This window comes from Achromobacter sp. ACM05 (assembly GCF_019218915.1).
In the GTDB taxonomy this organism is placed as follows: domain Bacteria; phylum Pseudomonadota; class Gammaproteobacteria; order Burkholderiales; family Burkholderiaceae_B; genus Achromobacter; species Achromobacter animicus.
Map to the genome: position 1 here is coordinate 81,834 of NZ_JAHUWQ010000004.1, position 22,073 is coordinate 103,906.

Annotated in this window: 20 protein-coding genes; 8 read left to right on the top strand and 12 right to left on the bottom strand. The window is 66.0% G+C overall.

The window, feature by feature from the left end; genetic code table 11:
* Nucleotides 1-4: 4 nt before the first annotated feature.
* Both KW836_RS22600 and KW836_RS22605 read right to left on the bottom strand, forming a co-directional pair.
* Entirely contained in the window at nucleotides 5-766 is a 762-nt protein-coding gene (locus KW836_RS22600; protein WP_218344831.1) for an SDR family NAD(P)-dependent oxidoreductase, read from the bottom strand.
* A gap of 25 nt (nucleotides 767-791) precedes the next feature.
* The gene (locus tag KW836_RS22605; protein WP_218344832.1) at nucleotides 792-1,535 is read right to left on the bottom strand and encodes an SDR family oxidoreductase; all 744 of its coding nucleotides are present in this window, start codon (nucleotides 1,533-1,535) and stop codon (nucleotides 792-794) included.
* Nucleotides 1,536-1,700: 165 nt separating this feature from the next.
* On the opposite strand from KW836_RS22605, the gene KW836_RS22610 reads away from it, so the two are divergent.
* The 6 genes from KW836_RS22610 to KW836_RS22635 all read left to right on the top strand — a co-directional run bounded on the left by KW836_RS22610 (nucleotide 1,701) and on the right by KW836_RS22635 (nucleotide 8,012).
* Nucleotides 1,701-2,669, top strand: coding sequence for an AraC family transcriptional regulator (locus tag KW836_RS22610; protein WP_218344833.1), 969 nt, complete (start codon nucleotides 1,701-1,703; stop codon nucleotides 2,667-2,669).
* A 62-nt stretch (nucleotides 2,670-2,731) separates the two neighbouring features.
* Entirely contained in the window at nucleotides 2,732-4,420 is a 1,689-nt protein-coding gene (locus KW836_RS22615; RefSeq protein ID WP_218344834.1) for a DUF6138 family protein, read from the top strand.
* A gap of 296 nt (nucleotides 4,421-4,716) precedes the next feature.
* Nucleotides 4,717-5,802 carry a LuxR C-terminal-related transcriptional regulator gene (locus KW836_RS22620; RefSeq protein WP_175137278.1) on the top strand — a complete coding sequence of 362 codons (1,086 nt, stop codon included), beginning with the start codon at nucleotides 4,717-4,719 and terminating at the stop codon, nucleotides 5,800-5,802.
* A gap of 284 nt (nucleotides 5,803-6,086) precedes the next feature.
* Complete coding sequence (locus KW836_RS22625; RefSeq protein ID WP_175123057.1) at nucleotides 6,087-6,419, top strand: DUF4148 domain-containing protein; 333 nt, start codon at nucleotides 6,087-6,089, stop codon at nucleotides 6,417-6,419.
* A 162-nt stretch (nucleotides 6,420-6,581) separates the two neighbouring features.
* A complete protein-coding gene (locus KW836_RS22630; RefSeq protein ID WP_218344835.1) occupies nucleotides 6,582-7,133 on the top strand; it encodes an NADAR family protein in 552 nt (183 codons plus the stop codon).
* Between the two features lie 57 nt (nucleotides 7,134-7,190).
* Nucleotides 7,191-8,012: a hypothetical protein gene (locus KW836_RS22635; RefSeq protein ID WP_218344836.1), complete on the top strand. Its 822-nt coding sequence runs from the start codon at nucleotides 7,191-7,193 to the stop codon at nucleotides 8,010-8,012.
* 12 nt (nucleotides 8,013-8,024) lie between these two features.
* Here the strand turns inward: KW836_RS22635 and KW836_RS22640 are convergent, their stop codons facing one another.
* Nucleotides 8,025-9,074 carry a hypothetical protein gene (locus KW836_RS22640; RefSeq protein ID WP_218344837.1) on the bottom strand — a complete coding sequence of 350 codons (1,050 nt, stop codon included), beginning with the start codon at nucleotides 9,072-9,074 and terminating at the stop codon, nucleotides 8,025-8,027.
* A 329-nt stretch (nucleotides 9,075-9,403) separates the two neighbouring features.
* Here KW836_RS22640 and KW836_RS22645 point away from each other — a divergent pair, with 329 nt between their 5' ends.
* Nucleotides 9,404-11,866: a penicillin acylase family protein gene (locus KW836_RS22645; RefSeq protein WP_218344838.1), complete on the top strand. Its 2,463-nt coding sequence runs from the start codon at nucleotides 9,404-9,406 to the stop codon at nucleotides 11,864-11,866.
* A gap of 170 nt (nucleotides 11,867-12,036) precedes the next feature.
* Nucleotides 12,037-12,480 (top strand): CopD family copper resistance protein, encoded by a 444-nt coding sequence (locus KW836_RS22650; protein WP_218344839.1) that lies wholly within the window; start codon nucleotides 12,037-12,039, stop codon nucleotides 12,478-12,480.
* Between the two features lie 91 nt (nucleotides 12,481-12,571).
* On the opposite strand, the gene KW836_RS22655 is transcribed toward KW836_RS22650, so the two are convergent.
* The 9 genes from KW836_RS22655 to KW836_RS22695 all read right to left on the bottom strand — a co-directional run bounded on the left by KW836_RS22655 (nucleotide 12,572) and on the right by KW836_RS22695 (nucleotide 22,029).
* Nucleotides 12,572-13,300 (bottom strand): META and DUF4377 domain-containing protein, encoded by a 729-nt coding sequence (locus KW836_RS22655; RefSeq protein WP_218345035.1) that lies wholly within the window; start codon nucleotides 13,298-13,300, stop codon nucleotides 12,572-12,574.
* Nucleotides 13,301-13,662: 362 nt separating this feature from the next.
* The gene (locus KW836_RS22660; protein WP_218344840.1) at nucleotides 13,663-14,490 is read right to left on the bottom strand and encodes a lysozyme inhibitor LprI family protein; all 828 of its coding nucleotides are present in this window, start codon (nucleotides 14,488-14,490) and stop codon (nucleotides 13,663-13,665) included.
* Nucleotides 14,491-14,617: 127 nt separating this feature from the next.
* On the bottom strand, nucleotides 14,618-16,699 hold the full coding sequence (locus tag KW836_RS22665) for a DUF4387 family protein (RefSeq protein WP_218344841.1): 2,082 nt from the start codon (nucleotides 16,697-16,699) through the stop codon (nucleotides 14,618-14,620).
* 135 nt (nucleotides 16,700-16,834) lie between these two features.
* The gene (locus tag KW836_RS22670; protein ID WP_218344842.1) at nucleotides 16,835-17,761 is read right to left on the bottom strand and encodes a LysR substrate-binding domain-containing protein; all 927 of its coding nucleotides are present in this window, start codon (nucleotides 17,759-17,761) and stop codon (nucleotides 16,835-16,837) included.
* A 13-nt stretch (nucleotides 17,762-17,774) separates the two neighbouring features.
* Nucleotides 17,775-18,203, bottom strand: coding sequence for a VOC family protein (locus tag KW836_RS22675; RefSeq protein ID WP_175123066.1), 429 nt, complete (start codon nucleotides 18,201-18,203; stop codon nucleotides 17,775-17,777).
* Nucleotides 18,204-18,414: 211 nt separating this feature from the next.
* On the bottom strand, nucleotides 18,415-19,014 hold the full coding sequence (locus KW836_RS22680; protein WP_175123067.1) for a nitroreductase family protein: 600 nt from the start codon (nucleotides 19,012-19,014) through the stop codon (nucleotides 18,415-18,417).
* Between the two features lie 257 nt (nucleotides 19,015-19,271).
* Nucleotides 19,272-20,237, bottom strand: coding sequence for a tripartite tricarboxylate transporter substrate binding protein (locus KW836_RS22685; RefSeq protein ID WP_218344843.1), 966 nt, complete (start codon nucleotides 20,235-20,237; stop codon nucleotides 19,272-19,274).
* 44 nt (nucleotides 20,238-20,281) lie between these two features.
* Entirely contained in the window at nucleotides 20,282-20,767 is a 486-nt protein-coding gene (locus KW836_RS22690) for a DUF3237 domain-containing protein (RefSeq protein ID WP_218344844.1), read from the bottom strand.
* Nucleotides 20,764-22,029, bottom strand: a complete 1,266-nt coding sequence (locus KW836_RS22695; RefSeq protein ID WP_218344845.1) for a flavin-dependent oxidoreductase — start codon at nucleotides 22,027-22,029, stop codon at nucleotides 20,764-20,766. The genes KW836_RS22690 and KW836_RS22695 overlap by 4 nt, the downstream gene beginning before the upstream one ends.
* Between the last annotated feature and the right edge of the window lie 44 nt (nucleotides 22,030-22,073).

The window sequence follows — 22,073 nt, forward strand, 5'->3', positions numbered from 1 at the left end:
GCGCCTAGCGCAGCGCCACGCTCATGCCGCCGTCGGCCATCACCACCGCGCCCACGATGTAGCTGGCTTTGTCGGATGCCAGGAACGCAATCACCTCCGCGATCTCGCGCGGCTCGGCCGCCCGCCGGATCGGCGCGTTCTTGCCGTGCTCGGCCAGGAAGCCGGGACCGTCCTCATGGATGTGGTTGGTAATGTTGGTGACCACGTCGCCCGACCCCACGGCGTTCACACGGATACCGTGCTCGATGGCCTCCAGCGACAACGCGCGCGTCAGCTGCGCCAGCGCGCCTTTGGAAGCCGCGTAGGCCGCGATGGTCGGAAAGGCCTGGTAGCAGGCGTACGAGCCGACGTTGACGATCGCGCCACGGCCCGCCGGTACCATCACGCGCATCGCTTCACGGGAAAACAGGAAGGCGCCCGTGGCGTTCACGGCAAGAATGCCTTCCCAGTCGTCCAGCGTCATGTCGATCACCGGCTTGTTGATGATGACGCCCGCGTTGTTCACCAGGATGTCCAGCCTGCCGAAGCAGTCCATCGTGGTCTTGACCGCCTTTTCGGCGCTGTCTTCCCGCGAAATATCGGCCACCAGGGGCTCTACGCCGGGCCGCGCCAGCGCGCGCACGGCCTCGTCCCGGTCCACCGCCACGACGCGGGCGCCCTGCGCATGCAGGAGTTCCAGGGTGGCCAGGCCGATGCCGCTGGCGGCGCCGGTCACGATGGCCGTCTGGCCGGAAAAGGGTTGGTCAGAAATAGTCGTTGCCATCATGGTTCGATTCCTTATGGTTGCAGGTTCAATGCGGGCTGGCCGTCGGGCGCACCACCACTTCGCTGACGTCCACGTCGTCAGGCTGTTCGATGGCGTAGGCAATGGCGCGGGCGATGGCGTCCGGGTGCAGAGCAACGCGGCGGAACGACTGCATCGCCACGCGCGCGGTGTCGTCGGTAATCGTGTCGGCCAGCTCCGATTCAACGACGCCGGGGCAGACCACCGTCACGCGAATCTTGTTGGTCTCCTGGCGCAAGCCGTCCGAGATCGCGCGCACCGCAAACTTGGTCGCGCAGTACACCGCCGCCGTCGGCGACACGGCGAGCCCGCCGATGGAAGACACGTTGATCACCTGTCCGTGTCCCTGGCGCTCCATGCCCGGCAACACGGCGGCGATGCCGTGCAGCACGCCGCGGATGTTCACGTCGATCATCCGGTCCCACTCTTCCACCTTCAGAGAATTCAGCGGCGACAGCGGCATCACGCCCGCGTTGTTGACGATCACGTCCACCTGCCCGTAGGCCGCCTCGGCGCCGCGCACGAAGTCCCGCATGTCCTCGGCCGACGTGACGTCCAGCGCGCGAAACGCTGCCGTACCGCCGTTTGCCCGAATCTCTTGCACCAGTGTTTCCAGCCGGTCCGTGCGGCGCGCCCCGACGTACACGCGGTGGCCCTGCGCGGCCAGCAGCCGCGCCGTGGCCTCGCCGATGCCGCTGCTGGCGCCGGTGATCAGCACCACTTTGGATTGCCGGTTCTGTGCTGCAGTCATGGTCATTTCTCCAAGTCGTTGACGTGACTGAAATGCTAAGGATTGCGGCGCCGCGCGCGAATACCTGCGTCTATCGCACCCTTGCCCATTCCTATTGCGCACCCTGTTCCGCCCCGATGGGCGCCGGTAGAATGTCCCCCACCGGAACCGAACCACGGATGCCCCATGACGCTGCCGTCCAATCCGCTGTCGCGCGAAATGATTGCCCTCATCGATCGCCTGGCGCCCAACGAGGGCTACAGCCTGTCCGCGCTGGACGGCGTACGCTTCATGCGCTCGGACCGGCCGCTGGGCCGAACGCCGGTGCTTTACGAGCCCGGCATCGTCATCGTGTGCCAAGGCCGCAAGCTCGGCTTTCTGGGAGACGAAACCTACGTCTACGACGCGCAGCACTTTCTGGTGCTGTCCGTGCCCCTGCCCTTTTCCACGGAGACTCAGGCCAGCAAGGAAGAGCCCATGCTCGCGGTGTCCATCCGGATGAATCTGGCGACCGTGGCCGATCTGGTGGTGGCGATCGACAACCAATCGGGCGAAGGTTCCGAAGCCGCAGCGGGCGCCCTCAACGGCGACGCGCCGCTCGGCATCGCCTCGACCCCGCTGTCCCATGAGCTGGCCGACGCCACCGTGCGCCTCTTGCGCGCGCTGTGCCATCCGCTCGATGCCGAAATCCTCGGCCCGGCGCTGGTGCGCGAAATCTGCTTTCGCGTCCTGAGCGGCGAGCAAGGCGGCGCCCTGCGCGCCGCCCTCGCGCATCCGGGCCGCTTCGGCCGCGTGGCCCGCGCGCTGCGCCGCATCCATACCGACTATTCCCAGCCGCTGGACGTGACGCACCTGGCGCAGGAGGCCGGCATGAGCGTCCCCGCGTTTCACGTCAATTTCAAGGCGGTGACGCAGACCTCGCCCATTCAGTACATCAAGTCCACGCGGCTGCATCAGGCGCGCCTCATGATGATCCGCGACGGCCTGACCGCCGCGTCGGCCTCGGCCCGCGTCGGCTACGAAAGCGCATCGCAATTCAGCCGCGAGTTCAAGCGATTCTTTGGCCGCACGCCTGTGGAGGAAGTGCGCGATATGAAGGCGTCGTTTGCGCTGTCGCCCGCGGCCGCCATCGGCGATTTCGCGTCCCGGCACTGACGCGGGCGCGGCGCCTCATCGTGTAGCATTCGGCGCACCTGTTGCCACCCTCACGAATCACGATGTCCCACGAGTCCCGCGCCATTGGCCTGCATCACAAGACCGCCCAGCAGATCCAGGATGAAACGCTTGCCGCCATCCATGGCTGGTTCGACAAGCTGGAAGCGCGCGACGACATCGACGCGATCGTGGCCCGCACACCGCTGCAGGCCGGCATCCACAGCGAGATCCTGCTGGAGTACGAGCCCTCGCGCATCATGTTCGACGTCATGCCCAGCTGGGAGCCCGACGACGAAGACGGCCTGCGCGCCGAAGGCCGTAACGGCCCGCTCAGTCCCGCTGAAGTCCACGAATCGCTGGCGCCCGTGCTGCGCGAGGCCGTGCTTGAACGCATCGCCCGGCTTGCCGGCAAACCGCACCTGGACCACCACTTCCGCTTTCGCGCGCAGTTCCCCACCACCGAGGGCCGGCTGCGCCTGACGCTGGTGGACCACACCGACGAGGCCAAGCAGCAAGGCCTGCGCGAACGCGTTGCGCAATACGTAGACCAGGAAGTGCTGAACGGCGCCCAACCCACCGGCCGCCTGCACATCAGCCTGCTGTGCCGCCATCTGCTGAACGAACGCCTGTTTCCCAAGTTCGATTACCCCTGGCTGATTGCCGTCTTCACGCGCGTGCTGGCGCTGAACGCGGGCCAGGAGTCGCTGGCCGAGCAGCGGGGCTCCATCATCCACGCGCTGCGCCGCTGGTCCGAGGAACAGTATCTGCCGCGTTATTTCGACGTGTCGCAGAACGCCTTCCGCACGAACACCTACAAGCTCAAGCCCGGCGCAACGCTGGATGCCAACGACCGCGGCATCGACCTGCTGCTGTACGCGGCAACGCTGATCCTGCGCTTTGAACCCGGCTATGCGCGGCCGCTTGGCCTGACCTTTCTGGAACTGGCGCGCGATGTCGGCAGCGCGCGCGCCGAAACCATGCTCGCCAGCGGCAGCGGCGCCATTCCCGCCGATCGCGCACGCCTGGCGACCGGCACCGTCACCTGCGCCGCCAACGACGTACTGGCCACCGTGTCCATTGCGATCCGGCAGGAGTCGCCGGCGGCCTATTGCCTGGCGCTGGACTTCCTCGCCAGCCTGTTGCGCGCGGGCTTTCCGGCCGGCTACCGCATCGAACTGAAAAGCCGTGCACGCCACTACCTGCCCATCAAGGGCCTGGCCAAGTCCGACACGCATCGCTTTTTTGCCAACGCCGCGCAGCATCCCGAGGCGCACGATGCGCTGGCGCGCTATGCGCACGCCGCCATCCAGCCCTACGAATGGTATTCGGATGCGGAGGCCGAAAAGGCCTGCCTGTCCGGCACGTATGCGACGTTTGCGCTGGGTCTGGCCGACGCCGGCCACTTTGCGCTGCTGCGCCACTACATGGATCTGGTGGACGACGAACATCAGTCAGTGCAGGACCGCTACACCACCGTGTTTCTCGAACAGCATGGGCTGACGCCGCAGACCCTTGCCACCGTCGTGGCATGCCTGTGCGTCTGCACCGACGGCTTCAAACCGCCCGCGGGGTTCACGATTGAAGATGCGCCATTGCTTGCGCTGCTGGCTGACGCACTGGCCGCACTCCCCGAGCACCTGAGGGCGCATGTGCGCGAACGGCTGTTCGGATCCGACAAGAAGCTGGCGGCACTGGCGCGCAAAGCGGACGAACCGAAAAAGGCGCTGCTGTTGCAACTGCTGGCGCAATAAGCGCGGCGGTGTCACGCGGCGATATGCAGGGGTTTCGCGCCAGTTGAATTTTCCTGGTATCGCCGCATCAACACGCCATTTTCCTTGCGGGAAAGCGCAGCAAAATCATCATCGCCCGCAAATTTGCGACGATAATCTGCGCTGGGCCCGCCGCTATCCCTGTACGCTCTCTGCGACGCGCTCTCCGCTTTGATCCGCAGCAGCGGTGCGCCGCCATGTCTTGCCGGCCGGCGCCACCTACCACCATCTGTGACACGTAGCAGCGATTACGTTTGAACCAGAGTTGGAGGCTCGCCATGCCCGATCATCGAATCGCATTGCGCCGCGCCGTCGAGGCCGTCGACCACCTGACCGACCCCGAACCGCCGTGGCGCGACATCCTGGGCACCGCCCGCGATCTTGTCGGGGCCGACAGCGGCGCGCTTATCGTGTTCGACGCCAGGAACAAGCTGCTGACCCTGACCGCCATCGGCTTTGCCGACGCATGCGTCTCGGATTACCAGGAGCACTACTGCAACTGCGACATCGTTGAGCAGGAGGGGCGCAATGCCCCCGCCGGCACCTGGCTGGACACTACGCGGATGTACGAACCCGCGCAGTTGCAGCGCACCGAGTTCTATGCGGACTTCATGGCCCGGCATCGCATGGCGCAGGTGCTGTCGCTCATCATCGAATCGAACACCGTGCTGCACGCCGCGATCGGCTTTCAGCGGTCGTCCATCGACGCGAAGGCCGGCGACCGGCTGCAATCCGGCGACTACGCCCGCTATTTCCGCGCGCTGCGCCACCACTTGTCGCAACGCGAGCGCAACCGCGTGATCGGATGGAAGTCGCTGGAAAGCGCGTTTTCCGATGTCAACGAAGCCGTGCTGCTGATCAGCGTGGATTGCATCGTCGACAAACTGTCGCCGCTGGCCGTGGGTTTTCTGGACGACGTCAACGGCTGGACGCTGCATGGCCGCCGGCTGCGCCATGCGGACGCCAAGGTGCAGCGGCTGTTGGATGCGCACTGTGCCGCCGTGGCGCGTGACGGCCAGATGCGGTCGATGGCCACGGCCTCGGGTTGGGGCGAGCTGTTCTGGGTCGACATCAGCGCCGCGCCGCCTGCGCTCAGCCTCATCGGCGGCCGGATGCTGCTGATGCGAATGCGCAAGAAGAGCGCGTTCGCGATGCCGGACGTCACCAAGCTCCAATCGGTGTTCTCCATCACGCATGCCGAAGCCGCGGTGCTGGCCGGACTGGCCGCCGGTCACAGCGTCGAGGAAGTGGCCACGCTGCGCCACGCCTCGGTCCTGACGGTGCGCAAGCAGGTGGCGTCTCTGCTGACCAAGATGGAGTGCAGCCGCCAATCCGAACTGGTCCGCCTGGCGTCGTTGTTGTAGGCCAGTGCGCCGCTTGGTGTACTCAGATTTGGGTATGCGGCCTGCACCCATGCGGCCCTACGATGAGCACGAAGGCATGAGACCCGGGCCTCCAAGCGCCTGTCGGGTCACCACCCCGTCTGCGCTCGCGATCTGCAGGCCCGCAAACCGGCGCCTGAGCCCGCCGGACCATGACTCCGCCCATCCGGTCCCGCAGCTGCCCTCGGCCGTGTAGCGCTATCGCGCGCGCCCCGAACGGCACCGGTCCCAACGCTGCGCCCCCACGCATCCCCAAGGAGCCATTCATGAACCCTGTCCTGCCATTCCGCGCCCTTATCCCCGCTGCGCTGGCGGCATTTGCCCTGCTGTCCAGCCCCGCGGGTGCGCAATCCGCCTCAACGGCGCCGGCCACCGCGGCGCCTTCCTCGGACTTCACGCCCACCCGGGCCGACGTCGAACGCGACCTGGCCGCATGGCGCGAAGCCGGGCTGGAAGAACAATGGGCTGGCGAGGAAAGCCCGAACGTCAACTCGCCCACGTACATCGAGGACTACAAGAAATACGAATCCACCGTCCGGACCGGCGGCATGGGCCAGTCGGCAGCGCAGCCCACAAGCGGGTCGGAGCGCAGGTGGTGATGTCTGCAACACGATGACCCCGCGCGGCGACGGGGCTGCCCTGCCCCGCCGCGCGACGCCATTTGGCAAATAATCGGCGGATCGGCTTGCATCTGGTAACGAGCGGGATACCATCCCCCTTTATCCTCCAGCCTCTTCCTTATCCGGACCCCGCCTTCCGGCATGACCGACACCCGCTACATCGAAGACCTGCGCCGCCGCTACAACGCGGGCGCCAAACTCAAGTTCGTCAATTTCTGGGGCCACCAGCCCGGCAAGCACGGCATCACGGCCTCGTGCTTCAGCCAGTGGTACGGCGCGCCCTTCGAGATCGAAGGCCAGCGCTACCCCACTGCGGAACACTACATGATGGCCGAGAAGGCCCGGCTCTTTGGCGACGAGGCGACACGCGCGCTCGTGTTCAAGGCGCCCAATCCCGGCGCGGCCAAGGCGCTGGGCCGGCAGGTCATGGGCTTTAACGACGAGACCTGGCTGGCAAACCGCTATGCCATCGTCGTGCGCGCCAACGAGGCGAAATTCGGCCAGAACCCCGAATTGCGCGAGTTCCTGCTGCAGACCGGCAACCGCGTTCTGGTCGAAGCCAGCCCCGTGGACCGCATCTGGGGCGTGGGCATGGCGCAGGACGACGAACACATCGCCAATCCCAACCTGTGGCGCGGCCTGAACCTGCTGGGCTTCGCGCTCATGCAGGTGCGGGACACGCTGCGGGCCTGATTCTCCGCCGCCCGCTCGGCCCGCGCCGGCTCCGACGGCGCGGCCACGCCAGACACCATGACCGCCATTACCCACGCCCAGGCGCTGAAGAAACTCGCCGCCGACATCCTGGTCCAGACGCTGGACGAAGACCTTGCGCGCCTGCTGGCGGACACCATGGCGCGCGCCCGCCATGACGCCGCCATTGCGGCCAACCCATCGGACAGCGTACTGACGCGCCTGCTGCGCCGCTGGAACTGCGTGCTGCAGGCGGGCGACGACGCGGCCTCGCCGCTGTATCGCCACAAGACCGCCGTGGCGCTGGCCATCCTGCTGCACAAGTACGGCATCGCCGACGCCGGCATCGCCGACCGCGCGGATGCCGCCATCGACGCCCTGAACGAGGCCGTGGCCCTGAGCGACGATTTTCATCGCAAGACCGCCGCGATCAAGGCCGCCTTCCTGCACACGCCGCCCGCACCGCTCAAGCGCGCGCCCGGCCTGCCCGACAGCCTGACGTTCTACCGGGCGGGCGACGTGGTGTCATACCAGCTCTACGGCCGCTATCACGCAGCGTATGTCCACCATTGCGCGCAGACCAACCAGAGTCCGGTCATCGAGTTCTACGACGCCGTCTTCGACCATGTGCCCGCCATCGACGAACTACGCGACAAGCCCGCGCGCGGCCGCCGCTACAACGATGGCAGCGTGCGGATCGAACGGATGTCGGTCGCCGGCATGAAGTTCATGCCGGATCCGGCCGGCCAATTCGTGCTGATCAAGGCCTGCGTGGAAACGCCGCCGGACACCAGCCGACTGGGCAAGCCGGTGGGCCTGTATGCCGTGTCGGACGTCTTCGACCTCCAGGACAGCGTGGACGGGTTGTTCGGGCGCAGCTGAACCTGCGCCGGCTCACGCCAAGTACGACGCCACTTCCTCCGGCGTCAGATAGCGCTTGAACGTCATCAACGGCTGCTGCGCCTCGTGGATCGCGCCGTTGAAACCCGACCAGTTGCGCTTGGTGCCCTCGTCCGTTTCCAACGCGATCAGCACGCGCTTTCCGTGGCGGGACGGATGGTCGCGCAGCGCGGCTTCGCCCCATGCCCACTTCAGCATGTTCTTCAGCTCGCCTCCGGCATACGCGCCGGCCTGCAACCACTGGAAGTCGGCCGTGTCGCCATCCATGTCCGGCGTGCGCGAGGCGATGTCCCGCTGCACGCGCAGCGCCTGCGCGTGTTCGCCGATCAGGATCTGCAGCAGCGTGAGGGCATGAAAGGTGTTGTTGATGGCGTGGGCCTCGGCGATGAAACCCGTTCCGGACGCCGGCAGCACGACCACCAGTTCGTCTTCGTAGCTGACGCGCGACGCCAGCCACAGGAAATGCAGCTGGTCGAACGGCAGGCTGTCGTTGAGCGAGGTCATGGCATACAGCAAGGCCATCAGCGCGTCGTCGGCGATGAACGCCTGATGATTGCCACGGTGGCGCAAGAGCATGGTCATCATCGGCAGCACCAGCACGTCCACGGCCGCTTGCAGGGCTTCGACCTCCCAGAATGCGTCCTGCGGCACCGCTGCCAACCTGGCCTGCGCGTCCGTCCAAGCCTGGCGGTCGGTCTCCTCGACCTCCTCGTCGTCCTCTTCGACTTCCTGCGCGCAGAACGGACGCAGGCGTTGCAGCCAGTCGCGCAGCAGTGCGTGCAGCGTGGGAAACAGAATGGCGGGATCGGCGCCGCCCTCCACCAGCGATCCGCCCATCAGCGCAAGCGCCGCAGCATGGGAAGGATGCAGTTGCGGCAAAAGATCGGCGCAATCCCGCAGGGCCGCAGCAGTGTTCGCCGGGTTGCGGGCATGGGTCAGGAAGGCGCCAACCTCGGGCCGCCTGAAGAACTGCTCCATCGACTCCAGGTCATCGGCGGCAAGAATGGGACGGGACAGGCTGCGTGCGAGGTCGGAGATCGGCATGAGGTACGGCTATGGGTGAGGACGGCGAACAGCAAGCGCGCCCGCCGGTATCCAGGGCGCCCGAGTTTACCGGCCGAAGCGCGATGTCGTGACCAAAAATTTCATGCCTGATCGCGTCTTTAAACGACGTGATGTCAGCCAGGTGCGCTTTCCCATAGTGGTCAGACTTCAACGAAGCGTTACAAGTCCTGCCAGATCTAATCAAATAAAACAGTTCTCCCCACGCTTCTGCTTTAGTTCTAGTCGCTGCATGGTGTTGCGTTCGGCGCGGCTTCCAGCGTTTGACGTACTGCCGGCAGAGAAAAGATCAATAACCGGAGGAGAAGTCTATGCGTACGTTCAAGCGCAGGGCCGCCGCATTCCTGGCAAGCGGCCTGATCGCAGTGCTGGCGGGTTGCGCCTCGCCAGGCGGCAAGAAGGACACGATTGCCATGCCCGGGCTCTCGCAGCCCGTGGAAATCGTCAGGGACAAGCACGGCGTGTCTCACATCTACGCCAAGAACCAGGCGGACCTGTTCTTTGCTCAGGGCTTTTCGGCCGCGCGCGACCGCCTGTGGCAACTGGACCTGTGGCGCCGCCAGGGCGAAGGCAAGATGGCCGAACAGTTCGGCCCGCGCTTCATCGAGCAGGACCGCGCCGCGCGCCTCTTCCTGTATCGCGGCGACATGCAGGCGGAGTTCGCCAGCTATCACCCCGAAGGTCAGGCCATCCTCACCGCATTCGCCAACGGCATCAATGCCTACGTGAACTGGGTCAAGGCCAATCCCGACCAGCTTCCGCCGGAGTTCAAGCTGACCGGCACCGAGCCGGGCTACTGGAGTCCGGAGACGTCCCTGATCCGCATCTACGGCCTGACGCGCAATGTCAGCGAGGAAGTGCGGATGTCCGAGCAGATCGCCGCATTGGGCCTGAACAACGTGCAGGGGCTGAGCACCTTCGAGCCGCCGTTGGCGCTGCAGGTGCCTGCCGGCCTGGACGTGCGCCAGATCAACAAGTCCGTCCTGGCCACCTACCGGCTGGCGCGTGACGGCCAAAAGTTCGAGGCGGGCGACTTCCCGCGCAGCCCGCTTGCCGCGGATGAACGCGCCAAGCTGGCGAGCGCGTTGTCCGAGGGGCGGCTTGCGTCGCTGGACCCGGCCTTCGATCCGCTGGCGCCGCGCTACGAAAGCAACAACTGGACGCTCAGCGGCGAGCGCACCGCCACCGGCAAGCCCATCCTGGCAGGCGACCCGCACCGGTCCATCACGATGCCGTCGCTGCGTTACATGGTCCACCTGAATGCGCCGGGCTGGAACGTGATCGGCGCGGGCGAACCGGCATTGCCCGGGGTGTCGATGGGCCACAACGACCGCATTGCATTCGGCCTGACGATCTTCGCGTTTGGCGACGAGGAAGACCTGTACGTCTACGACACCAACCCCGCGAACCCCGGCGAATACCGCTACCAGGGCCGCTGGGAAAAGATGCGCCAGATCGACGAGAGCATTCCGGTGCGCGGCTCGTCGCCTGCCATGCGCAGCCTGAAGTTCACGCGCCACGGTCCCGTCATCCACGAAGACCCGGTGCGGCGCAAGGCCTACGCACTGCGCGCCGCCTACCTGGAATTCCCGGGTACGGCCGCCTATCTGGCCAGCCTGCGCTTGAACCAGGCGCAGAACTGGAACGAGTTCGTGGCCGGCATGGAAAAGCACTACACGCCCAGCGAGAACATGGTCTACGCGGACGTGGACGGCAACATCGGCTGGTTCGGCGGCAGCATCGCGCCCATCCGTCCGCGCAACGACTGGTCCGGCATGCTGCCCGTGCCGGGCAATGGCGACTTCGAATGGCGCGGCGTGCTGCCCGGCAACGCCCTGCCCCGCGTCTTCAATCCGCCCGAAGGCTATGTCGCCACGGCCAACGAGTACAACCTGCCCGCCAACTATCCGTACAAGGACATGTCGGCGCGCACCTGGGCCGAACCCTTCCGGATCCAGCGAATCCGCGAGGTGGTGGCTGACGGCAAGGGGCTGACCGTGCAGCAGTCGCAGGATCTGCAGTTCGACAATCTGTCGATTCCTGCCCGCACGCTGGGCGGCTATGCCAAGTCGTTGAATTCGGCGGACGCGAAGGTCGGCGAAGCGCTGAGCCTGCTGAAGGACTGGGACTACCGCATGGCCACGGACTCCCGGGCCGCCACCGTCTATGCCTTCTGGCTGCCCGAGGTCGTCAAACGCGTAACCGACCTGTATGTGCCGGCAAACGGACGCGCGGCATTCGGCGAGCTTTCCACCCGCAAGACACTGGAAAAGCTGGCCACGCCCGACGCCGCCTTTGGACCTCGCCCGGATCAGGGCCGCGACGCCCTGCTGTTGCAGGCGCTGGCCGATGGTCTGACGCAGCTCACCGCGAAGATGGGGCCGGATTCGAAGCAGTGGCAGTGGGGCAAGCTGCACCACATCCAGTTCGATCACAGCCTGGCCAGCCTGCTGCCGCCCGACACGGCCAAGGCGTGGGGCACGCCGCGCTATCCGGTCGGCGGCGACAACGACACGGTGCATCGCGCGACGTTCCGCAAGAGCGACTACCGCGTGACCAGCGGCGCGTCGTACCGCCAGGTGATCGACGTGTCCGACTGGGACAACTCGCGCGTGCAGAACGTGCCGGGCCAATCGGCGGATCCGCGCAGCCCGCATTACCAGGACCTGATCAAGGGCTGGGCGACGGGCGAGTACTTCCCGATGGCCTTCAGCCGGGCCAAGGTGGATAGCCAGCGGTCGGATACGCTGACGCTGCAGCCGGCGGGCAAGTGACCTGAGTTCCGGGGATGGACAAGCCGGGCTGCGACTTCCTGCGAGGGAGCGCGGCCCGGCTTTTTTATCGGGCTGCTCGCTTGGGTCGATGATGCGCTGGACTCAACCCGGACCTTGCACCCTTGATGTTTGTCATTTCGCGCCGCGATCCGCGGGCGGAGAATGCCCTCATGACCCTCTACCCCGTGCTGCTCATCCTGCACCTGCTTGCCGCCTTCATGTTCGTCGGCACTGTCACGTTCGAGGTGCTGTTTCTTGAACCGGTGCACCGCCGCCTGCCGCCCGACGTGCGCAAGGCGCTGGGCAGCCAGCTCGGGCCGCGCGTGCGTTCGGTGGTGCCGTGGTCGGTGGTGGTGTTGTATCTGGCGGGGTTGGGGCTGGCGTGGCAGCACCGCGGCGCGCTGTCCGCGCCGCTGGTCTCATCGTTCGGCCTGCTGCTGTCCATCAAGATCGCGCTGGCCATCAGCGTGCTGGTTCATGTGGCCACTGCGCTGGTGCTGGCCAGGCAGCGCAAGCTCACCGGCGCGCTGCAAGGGCGTCTGCACCTGAGCGTGTTCTGCCACATGCTGGCCATCGTCGTGCTGGCCAAGGCGATGTTCTACGTCACCTGGTGACCGGGCCAGGGGCGCTGACCGCGAACAGGACGATAACCGCGCGGATCGCGCTAACGCCCCTCCACGCGCCCCTCCGCGCGAACCTCCCCGTTTACTTGCGCTTGCCCGAGGCGTCCTGCTCCACCACCATGTCCAGCACGTAGACCTTGGAGGGCGCATCGGCGGGCGGGTTCTTCCAGTCGTAGCGCTTGACGCGCAGCACGGTGCGCACGCCCTCTTGATGCTCAAACCCTTCGATCGACTGGTAAAGCGGCTGCCACTTGTCCGGCGCCGGCAGCGCGATGCCCGCGTCATTGAACTTGCGTTCGCGCACCATCAGGCACTGATAGTGCGGAATCATCGGATGGCTGCATTCGGCGCGCTTGGCCGCCACTTCCAGGAACATGATCTGGCCCGCGCTGCCGTACAGCGTTTCCGGCGTGGGTTCGCCGACGAACTTCAGCACGCTGCCGTCCTGCGTCGTGAGGTCCAGCGTCGGCTCGGCCTTGTCGCCCGACATCGTCACGCGCAGATCGCCCTTCAGGCGCTGGGCGATCTCGGCATCGAGTTGCATCAGGCTTTGTTCGCAGGCCTTCATCGTCGACGCGAGATTCGCGATGGTCAGCACGCCGTTCTTGTACGTGTACCCGCCGAATTGCGCATTGCAGCCGCCGCGGATGTTCACGCCGTCGTCCTTGAAGGTCAGGCGCACCTGATGCTCGACGCCCTTTTGCAGCGCCGCGATGGCCTTGCCCGCGGCATCGGTGGCGGCGGTCAGGCGCCAATGGTAGGCGCTCAGGCCGGCCTGAGTTTCGGCGGACATGGTGGCGGAATCAGGCATGGCGGACGATCCTTCGCGGGGTGAGGTCGTGGGCGCGCAGGCAGACAGCAGCGCCGCGCAGACGGATGCAAGAAGGATGGTTTTTTTCATGATTGGTTCCTGACGGCCGCGTGGCATTGACGAAAAGCGGGATTCTACGTCCGTGCCGTGGACGAAATTACCGCTGCGCGGCGCAGTCCGTTTCCAAATCTTGCGGCCGACCAGCCCGGGGCAACGTGATCGAACCGTCCGCGCGCCGTGTGCCCCGCATGGGAAATTGTCATCCGGCGGGCGCGGTCCAGCCCTCACGGCCAGCGCGGGCGCGATTACAGTCTGACACCTTCCCCGTCAGGCCCACGCACGGCCGCGCAGGCCTGAACGCGCTACTTGGCAGCGGGATACACCGGGCTTGCCAGGCAAGCCTGCGCCCATTCGTAGTCGTCGGTATCGAAGATTTCGCCGTCGATCTTCGGCAGGGGCTTGTCTGCATAACTGAAATCGGGCGCTGCCGGCGACCGGTTCCAGTGGGTCTTGCCATTGCCGTCGTCGCACGCCTCGTCGGCGCTGCTGAACGAGCACGACGCGATGACCTTGGGCTTGCCGTTCATCACGCCGGCCACGTACCGCTTTGTGTAGACGCCGCCGGAGGCCCAATACTCGTCCACCGAGCAGACGCGGTCCTTGTGCTGGTAATGGCGGGTCGCGAAGCAGGAATAGTTGTTGTAGTCGGGCGGCAGCACGTCGCACGACGACGCGAAACCGGCAAACGGACCGCCGGAGAATTGCGCCCGGAACTTGCGCTGATCCAGCGCCCGCGCGATCAGGACCGGCGTGCCAGACCCCTTGGCCTTTTCCTTGAACTGGGCGCTGCGCGCCTGGATCAGGCTGCGTGCGGCCTGCGCGGGGGTTTTGCCGTCGGGCAGGAGGTCGGGCGACTCGATCAATCTTTCCAGTGCGTTGTCGCGCGCCACCAGCCAACGCTTCTGGCCGTCGATCAGCATGGTGCGGATCTCGGCATCGGGCGCGGCTTTCAACAGTGCGCTGTAGCTGCGATTCAATTCCGCGTCGGCGGACACCGCGCCGCGGTCGGCGCAGATCAGCTTCTCGACGCCGGTGGATGCCTTCTTGCAATCGATGGCCAGCGCGGGCGCGGACAAGGCGAACAAGCCAGCCAGGGACAACAACCGTAGGGCGGGAATTCCAGGTTTCATCGGATTCTTCTCGGGTTCGATGGCGGTTGGACAGCCCGCAATTCTGGCACGAAACCGGGGACGACCCCGCGGACGCACGCCGCCGATCGCCCTTCCCGTTCGCGATCGGCGGCGGCCTCAACACGCGCTACAGCGCCGAGGCCATCGCCAGCCGCTCCGCGTAATGCGGTATCGACAGACGCTCGATGACGACCTGCTGCTGCGCCCCGAACACGTCGCGCTCATCCGGCGAAGCAGAAATGTTCGGACGGTCGATGGTCAGCTTGATGGCGTTGCAGCTATCCACGAAGAACGTGCCAACCACGCGCTCGGGCGCCACGCCCAGCACCTGCGCCACATTGGCCGGGCAGAACACGTTCGAGCGCAACGCGGCCTCGTAATCAGCGGCCGAGTTGAACACGATGTCGAACGTCAGCCGGTTGATGCCCGCGTCCTTGCTGCGGACCACCACGGCCATGTCGAGCAGCGGTTGTTCGCGCTGGGGCGTGCCGTCGGGCGGCACGTCGGCGATCAGGGACAGCGTGCGGTCGTCCAGATTGCCCTGGTAATCCGTGATGCCGATGTCGTAATACCGTGGCCGGCCGGACCCGCTTTCCGTCCACGTTGCGCCGTTGGCGCGGAAGTAGGTGATCGGGAACATGCGGTTCTTGATGATGTCTTCATTCTGCAGCAGGTGGTACAGCGTCCATTCGTAGGCATCGCCGGCATCCATGTCCATCCGCGAGCCGTCGCGCGCGGCGGCCAACGACAGCAGGCGTTGCAGCTCGGCGTGATGGCGGTCGGCGAGCACTCGAGGATCGCGGTCGATGGTGCGCACAAGCGCGACCGGATGGCTCGCGTCGGCCTCATGGATTTTCCAGGTGGCGGCGCGCAGCGCGTCCGGAAATTCCGCCTGAACCAGCGTGATGACCGCGTCCTTGATCATCGGGTAATTGGCCTGGAACACCGGATCGCGCGTGCCGCTGGGAACCACCGCGCCGTACTGCCCATCTTCACGCCGGAAGCTCACCAGATTGGGCGACAGCGGATAGGCAATGTTGCCGGCGGTGGCCTTGCGCCCCGCGTAACCGTAATGAATCAGATAGTGAGTCAGCAGGCTGGCGAGCGTTTCGGCCGCCTGCGGCGTCGCCGCGCACGTTTCCACGATCAGACCCAGCTCCTTTTCGCCCTCGCGCAGCGGCACGGCCTGAACCCCGTTGCGGCCATAGACCAGCACGTCGCCCGGCACACGCGGCAGATCCGCGGGGTCCAGATGGACCAGCGACACCTTGCGCTTGCCCAGCCGCCGCGCGCCCTCCAGCTTGATGCTCCACGGCCACGGCTTGCCGGCATGCACGAACTGGCTGTTGCGGATGCCGGCAGTGCGGGCATCACGCGCGAAGAATTCCGTGTGTTCCATTGCCAGGATGCCTTCGGGATAGAACTGCAGTTGCGGATGGCTTTCCTCGTACAGCGAATGCGCCGCAATCGAATACGGCGTGCAGCGCCGTCCCGAGTCCGGCGCCACGAAAAGCGCCGTGCCGTCGTCGTAGATTTCGGCGATCAGGCAATCCGACGGCGAGCCCGGGTCGCAGGCCAGCGCGCCGCATTCCAGCACGTGGCCCACGTGGTACGCCAGACCCGGATCGATACCGCGGCGGATCATGTCGGACGCGAACAGTGCAATGTCGCACGAGCGGCCTGCCAGCACGTACTTCGCGCCGCTTTCCAGCGCAGTGATGAGCGGATGCACGCCCATCTGACCCACGATGGTGCTCTCTTCGAGCGCCGCTGCATCCAGCTCCGGCCCGGCGCCCGTGGGCCGAAGCGCACCCGCGCGGAATTCGCGGATCACGCTGGCCGGGTCCAGCTCGGACCGGATGACAGCCACCGCGCGGTCCTTCACGCCCAGCTCGTCAAACACTTCCTTGGCGACGTCGATCATCCAGTCCAGGTTGCGGTTGCCGCCCGCCATGCCGCAGCTTCCCAGGATGACCGGACCCTCGATGCGTTCGCCCGCCTCGACCATGTGGCGAAAGTCCGCCTTCACGGCCTCGCGTTCGAAGTATTCGGTTCCCGTGCCCAGGTAATAGGGGCCGGCGTCCATCGATCCAGCATCCGAGATCACGGCGTCGATCCGCCCTTCCAGCGCCTTTTGCAGCGATTCACGGGGAAATCCATATCCCAACGCGCCGCACGCGGACACCACGCGATAAACCAGCTTTGCCATCATCACTCTCCAGTTCTGCAGGCCGCAGACATTGCGGTTGCTGCATGAGCGTGAAGATTGCGCCTGCCGGCGAAGCTGGAAAAATACTATGTCGATATGCGGGTATCACCCGCGGATATGGCCTTTAGCGGCGCGTCAGGAAGGCAGCGGCTCCGCGCCGGCCAGTCCTTTTTCCTGCACCTGCTGCATCACGACCTCGCTGAGCAGTGTTCGCACCGCCTCGGCAGGCGGCGCCAGCGGCACGTCGCTGGACGCGATGACTGCCGCCGTCAGATAGACGGGCGGCTCGATCAGCACGGCGGACACCATCGCGTTTCCCGGCTGCCCCGAGAAATCGCCCAGCGGCAGGATGGTATGGCCGATGCCCGCCTGCACCGCCGACAGCATGCCGGAAAAGACCTCGGTTTCCGCCACCACCTGCGGCGCGATGCCGGCCTCGGCAAACAGCCGGTCCAGCAGATTGCGTGTCATGTTGGGATGCGCGGGCAGGATGAGCGGCATGTCCGCCAGTTGCTCGAAGCGCATGGCGGACGGCCGGCGCCCGGGCTTGCGCGGGCTGATCACGAAAAGCCGTTGCCGGAACAGCGCTTGGCGCGCAAAACCCGTGGTCGGTTCGTCCTCGAACACCAGCGCCAGATCCAGCGAGCTGTCGCGGATGCGGGCGCCCAGCTGGCCGCTGGCATCGCTGCTGAAACGCAGGCTGATCTTGGGCAGCGCCGCCCGGCATTTTTCCATCAGTTCGCCCGCCAGAAACGACGCCAGCGTCGACGACATGCCGATGCGCACGACGCCCTGGATGTCGCCGCTGAGCGAGCGCACGATCTGCGGAATGCGCTCCATGCGGCTCAGGATGGACGCGGCTTCCGTGTAGAGCGCGGCGCCCGCGGCCGTGGGACGCGCGCCCCGCGCACTGCGATGCAGCAGCGTCACGCCCAGCTCTTCTTCCAATGCCGCGATCTGCTGGCTGAGCGCCGGCTGCGCCACCGGAATGAGCGCCGCCGCGCGGGAAAAACTGCCCGCCTCGACGATCTTCACGAAGTACCGGAGATGGCGCAGCTGCACGGAAACGCTCCGGTCAGAACGTCACCTTGACTGACGGCGCGCTGCGCCGGGCTTCGCCATGGAACACGGCTTCGATGTTGTTGCCGTCCGGATCCAGCACGAAGGCGCCGTAGTAGCCGGGGTGGTATTCGCGGAATCCCGGCGCGCCGTTGTCCTTGCCGCCGTGAGCCAGCGCCGCTTTGTAAAACGCGTCGACCATCGCCTGATCTCGCGCCTGGAACGCCAGATGGTGGCGTCCCGTCAACTGGCCCAGCGCGGCCTGGCTGTCAGCCGACGAGACAAAGAGCTCGTCCGCCCAGAAGTAGTCGTCGGCCGTGCCGCCCATCGGCACCTCCAGGGCATCGAACACCGCCTGGTAGAAGCGCTGACTGGCCGGCAGATCGCGCACGACAAGCTGGATGTGATCGATCAGACGGCCGCGATGGATCTCGTTGGTCTGCATGACATCTCCTTCCTGGTGGGGATCGGTCGACTATAGCGCCATCCGCTGCAGGCGATATGGGGGCTCGGTCAAACGGATACCACCGGGATGCATTGCCGGCTTGCCCATTCAGTCAGCCCGCCAATGACAAGGCCCGCATTGCCGTGTGGGGCAATGCGGGCCTGAATACCGCGGTCATGCGGGGCGTGCGCGGCACGCCCCCCGGATTCGATCAGCCAAACACGCGGAAGCGCTCGGCGTCGTCCATGAAAGCCTTGTCGCCGAAACCGGCTTCGTTCGAGCCAAACGGCATCTGCGCGCGCAGCTTCCAGTAGGCGGGAACGTTCCATTCGCGCGCGACGGCGGCGTCGATCAGCGGGTTGTAGTGCTGCAGGCTGGCGCCGACACCGGCGTTGGCCAGCGCGGTCCACACGGACAACTGGGCCATGCCGCCCGATTGCTCCGACCAGACCGGGAAGTTGTCGGCGTACAGCGCAAACTTTTCCTGCAGGCTGCGCACGACGTCCTGGTCTTCAAAGAACAGGATGGTGCCCACGCCGGCGGCAAAGCTCTTGAGCTTGGCTTCGGTCTTGTCGAAACCTTCGGCGGGCGCAACCTTGCGCACTTCTTCCGTAGCCAGGTTCCAGAGCTTGTCGCTTTCGGCGCCAAACAGGATCACGGCGCGCGAGCTTTGCGAGTTGAAGGAGGACGGGCTGTGCTTGATCGCTTCCTGGATCAGCGTGGTCAGTTCTTCCTTGGAGGCCGACAGGTTGCGGCCCAGCGAATACTGCGTGCGGCGCTGCTTGAGCGCTTCGAGATATGCGTTGCTCATTATTTGACCTTTCGACCAGTAGATAGAGATGACGATGGGAGGCATTCTACCGGCTCGACCATGACGCGAATACCCGTTCAAACGCACTTTGGCTGGAACATACTGTTCCACTGGTGATGTCAAAGGGGCTGAAACATGCGATCTGCGCGATGAATCAGCCGCCTTCCGACGGCGGCCTAGTGACGGCCGCAATTAGACGGCCGCAATTAGACGGCCGCCATTAGACGGCCGCCTTCAAATGTCTGGTTTCGTCAAAGTCAGTCGGCGCGGAACCCCGTCGCCTTCACCACGTCGGCCCAGCGCTTGGACTCCGCGGTCAGCAAGGCCTGCAGCGCCTGCCGGTCCGAGCCCACGACGACAAATCCCGCTTCGCCAAGCGTCTTCACGGCGGCCGGCTGGCGCAGCGCGGCGGCGCTGTCAGCCTGCAAGCGAGTCAGCACGGCCTCCGGCGTGCCGGCCGGCGCGAACAACGCGAACCAGGCGCCGAAGTTGACCGCCGGCAGGCCGCCCTCCGCGAACGTCGGCACGTCAGCCAACGCGGACGAGCGCTTCGCGCCGGTGGTGGCCAGCGCCCGCAGCTTGCCGCCCTGCACCTGGGGCGCGGCCAGAGCCGTCGTCACGAAGGCCGCCTGCACGCCGCCGGACACCAGTCCCGACACGGCATCGCCCGTCGACCGGTAATGGATGGCTTCGATCTTCAGGCCCGCCTCGCGCGCGAAAAGCTCCGCGCCGAAATGGCCGGGCGTACCCGCGCCGAAGGTGGCGAAGTTCACGCGGTCCGGCGCCTTCTTCGCGGCGTCGATGAACGCCGGCAGGTCCTTGTACGGCGAGCTGGCCGGCACCACCAGCACGAAGTCGGCCCGCACCACCTCGGAGATCGGCGCGAAGTCGCGCGGCGGATCGTAGTTCAGGTTGCGGTACGTGGCAGGCGAAATGCTGATCGAGCCGACCTCGCCCAGCAGCAGCGTCTGGCCGTCCGCCGGACTGCGCGCGACGTTCTGGGCGGCAATCTGCCCGCCCGCACCGACCTTGTTCTCCACCACCACGCTTTCGCCCAGCAGCGGTCCCATGTGCTGGGACAACGTGCGGGCCACGATGTCCGGCCCCGTGCCGGGCGGAAAGCCCACGTTCAGGCGCACCGGCCCATTGGGGAACTGGGCGACTGCCGCAAGCGGCAGGCACAGCATGAAGCCGCCCAGCAGGCGGCGCAGCATCGTTTGCATGGTTGTCTCCTGGTTTTTTTAATGCCGCGGCGGCTGCCGCGGGTTCAGCAAATGCGATAGAAACGCAATTCGACGCGGTCGGGGTAGCGCGCGCCGGTGCCGATGAACAGGCTTTCGTTCATCCAGCCGAGCGCGGGCGACGACGTTTCAAAGCGGGGATAGCTGCGAAAGTAGATGCGCGCCGGATCGACGGCTTCACCGCGCGCCAGCCGCGCGATGTCCTCGGCGCTGCCCGTGCGGATGCCGGTGTTCTCGACATACACGCGCTCGCCTGCGGACGTCTCGATCACATAGCGTGCGTGGATGTCCGTGAATGTGGCCGAGCGGATGATCTGGAAGTCCGCGCCGCCGGGCAGCACTTTGCCCGACAGACGCGGACCGTCGACCGTGCCGCCCGTGATCGGGATCACGCGGCGCCGGCCCTGCGGCGTATCGCCCACTTCCTGCGGCGCGCCCACGTCGACCACCACGGTGGTCACATGTTCCAGCCGGGGCGCGTGGGGTTCGTTGATGGCATCGGCACTGCTCATGGCTTTTCTCCGCGGGCAAGGCGCAGCGCGGCGGGGTCAAAACCCGCCAGCTGCTTGTAGCGCAGCGATACCGCCGCCAGCTCCTCGCCCGATATGACGTCGTTGATGTTCGCAAAGCCTTGCGGCGCGCGCTCTTCGGCCAACTGCATCACCTGCTCGGGGCCGTTCAAACGATTGCGCAGCACGATGCCGGCGGTGCGCGGCAGACGTTCGGCCTCGTACTCCAGCAGCGCGATCTCTGCTGAACGCGCCTTGCCCTGCACCGCCTGATCCAGCCAGTCGGCCAGGGAGCGCGCGTCCAGGATCGCCTGGGCCGATCCGTTCGAGCCGATCGGATACATCGGATGCGCCGCGTCGCCCAGCAGCGTAAAGCGCCCGCGCGTCCAGCGCGGCAAAGGATCGCGGTCCACCAGCGGGAATTCGTAGATTGCTTCGGCGCCGTCGATGATGGCAGGGATGTCGATCCAGTCCCAGCGCCAATCGGCAAAGCGGTCTGCGAAGACGGACTTGTCGACCTTGCGATTCCAGTCGGTGGCGGGCAGTTCCGCGCCGGGGATCGACAGCTCGGCAATCCAGTTGATGAGCGAACGGCCTTGTTTGCGCAGCGGTTCGGAGATCGGATAGCAGACGAACTTCTGGTCCTGGTGACCCGCCATGAACATGCTGCGCCCGTCCAGATACGGCGGCGCCTCGGTCACGGCGCGCCACAGCATGCGCCCGGAAAAACGGGGCTCGTCCCCGACGGGATGAAGCTGACGGCGCAGTGCCGAGTGGATGCCATCGGCGCCCACCAGGATGTCGCCGTGCACGGTCTGCAGCGCGTTGTCCGCGCGGCGGCGGAACTGCGCGTGCACGCCCGCCGCATCCTGGCTGGCCGATTCCAGCACCATGCCCGGCACGATGGCGTCCGGGCCGAGCCGGTCGCGCACGGCCTGCGCGAGCAGCATCTGGAATTCGCCGCGATGCACCGAAAACTGCGGCAGCGGATAACCGGCCTCGAGGCCGCGCGGCTCGCGCCAGATCGGCTGGCCGAGCTTGTTGTAGTAGTGAAGCTGCGAGGTCTCGATGGCGCGTTCGGCCAACTGGGGCATGAGGCCCAATTGTTCGATCTCGCTGACCGCATGGGGCAGCAGATTGATGCCGACGCCCAATGGCCGCAATTCCTGCGCGCTTTCATAGATGCGGCAGCCGATGCCGCGCCGATGCAGCATCAGCGCAAGGGTCAGCCCGCCGATCCCGGCCCCGGCAATGACGATTTGCATGTCTACTCCTGGTCTTATTTGTTATGCAACATAACAAAATCGCC